This is a genomic window from Sphingomonas sp. NPDC019816 (assembly GCF_050274375.1).
Taxonomy (GTDB): Bacteria; Pseudomonadota; Alphaproteobacteria; order Sphingomonadales; family Sphingomonadaceae; genus Sphingomonas.
This window is the reverse complement of record NZ_JBNNOB010000244.1, coordinates 1-2350: the sequence shown is the minus strand read 5'-3', so window position 1 is coordinate 2350 and position 2350 is coordinate 1. Positions and strand designations below refer to the sequence as shown.

Sequence of the window (2350 nt, the reverse complement as noted above, 5' to 3'; positions counted from 1 at the left end):
ACATACTCCTCTCGCTCCGTTCAGCCTGAGCGAAGTCGAAGCCCACGCCCCGAAACCTACCGCAACAGGCGCGGATCGATCACCACATGCCGGATATGCTGCCGGTTCCACGTATAGGTCACGTGCACCAACCCGTCGCGCGTCTGGATGACCGCCGGATAGGCATAGCCATCGGGCATCGGCCTGCTCTCCAGCGTCAGGACGTTGCGCCAGCGCACCCCGTCCTCCGACAGCCCGATATTCAGCGGCCAGCGCGGCCCGTCGCCGGGCGTCCCCGGCGCATGTCCGCTATGGTTGTAGACGATCAACTGCCGCCCCTCGGCCAGCGTCACCGCATCGGCGCCGGCATTGGGATTGGGCAGGTCGATCGCCGCGATCGGCGACCAGGTGACGCCATTATCCCGCGACCAGCTTTGCGCCAGCGCCCCCTGCCGCGTGCGGGCGACCAGTTCCAGCGCGCCGCCCGGATGGAACAGGATGCTGGGCTGGATCGCCTCGATATGCATCGGGCTGGCGATGCGCGGGCCGACCGTCCAGGTCCTGCCCTTGTCGGTGTTGCGTTCGATGCGCAGCGACCAGATATTGGCCTCCGCCGTCCCCTCCTCACGGCTGGAGGGAGAGAGCCAGGCGCCATCGGCGGCGACGACCGGCTTGTTCTTGATCGGGCCGAGCACGCCATCGGGCAGCCGCTCGGGCCTGCTCCAGTGCCGCCCGCCATCGGTCGAGCGGATCACCATCCCCCACCAGGCGCGCGGATTGGGGCCGACCTTGTAGAACAGCTGCAGCGGCGCACCCGGCGGCTGGAACAGCACCGGGTTCCAGGTCGGATAACGCTGTCCATCGGCGCTGACGCCGTCCGCCACCGGCACCGGCTTTTCCCAGCCCCGCGCCCCATGCCGGGCGAACCAGATGCGGACATCGGGGCGGCTCTCGCCCGAGCCGGCGAACCAGGCGGCGGCCAGCGTCCCGTCGGGAAGCTGGACGATGGTCGAAGCATGCGCCTGCGGATAAGGGGCGTCGGCGTCGATGAATTCGGACAGCAGGATCGGCGAGCGTGTCTTGGTGGCGGCCGGCGCCGCGCTGGCTGAGGCCGACAGGGTCGCCAATGTCAGGGCCAGCCAGGCTGCGATCCTCATGCCGTCATATCCTTCCGAAACCGAAGGGTCGGCGGATAGGCGGGATCGGCGGCGAACGAAATGGGGTTTGGCCGTCCCCACGCGCTTACTCGTTACCCTGACCCCAGTCCCGGCCCGCACCTCCGTCTTAGCTCACACCTCGGTTCAGCCTGAGCGAAGTCGAAGGCCACGCTTACCCCTTCCGTTCCGGGGGCATTTGGCCAAGTGATTCCCTTGGCCTTCGACTTCGCTCAGGCTGAACGGAGGGGGTGGTGCGAGCTGGGGTCGGGACCGAACGGAGGATGGGGCGGGTCTATCGGCGGGACAGCGCATCAACCCACCCCAAAGAAAAAGGGCCGGACGTTTCCGCCCGGCCCTTCCCCTGATTACGCCGCCTTCGAGCGCGCCGCGCGCTTGCGCTCGTTCGGGTCGAGGTAGCGCTTGCGCAGACGGATCGACTTCGGGGTCACTTCGACCATCTCGTCGTCGTCGATATAGGCGATCGCCTGTTCCAGCGTCATCTTCTTCGGCGGGGTCAGGCGGATGGCGTCATCCTTGCCGCCCGACGCACGGAAGTTGGTCAGCTGCTTCGCCTTCATCGGGTTGACCTCGAGGTCATCCGTCTTGGCGTTCTCGCCGATGATCATGCCTTCATAGAGCGCCTCGCCGTGGCCGACGAACAGGATGCCGCGCTCTTCGAGCGGACCCAGCGCGTACCCTTGCGCTTCGCCAGCACCGTTCGAGATCAGAACGCCGTTCTTGCGGCCTTCGATCTTGCCCTTGTGCGGGCCGTAACGCTCGAACAGGCGGTTCATGATGCCGGTGCCGCGCGTGTCCGACAGGAACTCGCCGTGGTAGCCGATCATGCCGCGCGACGGCGCCGAGAAGGTGATGCGGGTCTTGCCGCCGCCCGAGGGACGCATGTCGGTCATCTCGGCCTTGCGCAGGTTCATCTTCTCGACGACCGTGCCCGAATATTCCTCGTCCACGTCGATGATGACGGTTTCGTACGGCTCGGTCTTCTTGCCGTCCTCGTCCTCGCCGAACAGCACGCGCGGGCGGCTGATGCCCAGCTCGAAGCCTTCGCGGCGCATCGTCTCGATCAGAACGCCCAGCTGGAGTTCGCCGCGACCGGCGACCTCGAAGCTGTCGCGGTCGTCGCTCTCGGTGACCTTCACCGCGACGTTCGATTCCGCTTCGCGCATCAGGCGGTCGCGGATCATGCGGCTGGTGAC

Annotated in this window: 1 protein-coding gene and 1 pseudogene; both read right to left on the bottom strand. The window is 66.9% G+C overall.

Features of this window, described 5'->3' with window-relative positions; genetic code table 11:
- Nucleotides 1–56: 56 nt before the first annotated feature.
- Nucleotides 57–1136, bottom strand: coding sequence for a sialidase family protein (locus ACQKJZ_RS19060; protein ID WP_427733247.1), 1080 nt, complete (start codon nt 1134–1136; stop codon nt 57–59).
- Nucleotides 1137–1501: 365 nt separating this feature from the next.
- Nucleotides 1502–2350, bottom strand: a pseudogene (locus tag ACQKJZ_RS19055) (translational GTPase TypA); the annotation flags it as partial.

Excerpts from the sequence above, each read along its gene's own strand:
- ACQKJZ_RS19060 (WP_427733247.1), bottom strand. The coding sequence starts at position 1,136 with ATGAGGATCGCAGCCTGGCTGGCCCTGACATTGGCGACCCTGTCGGCC.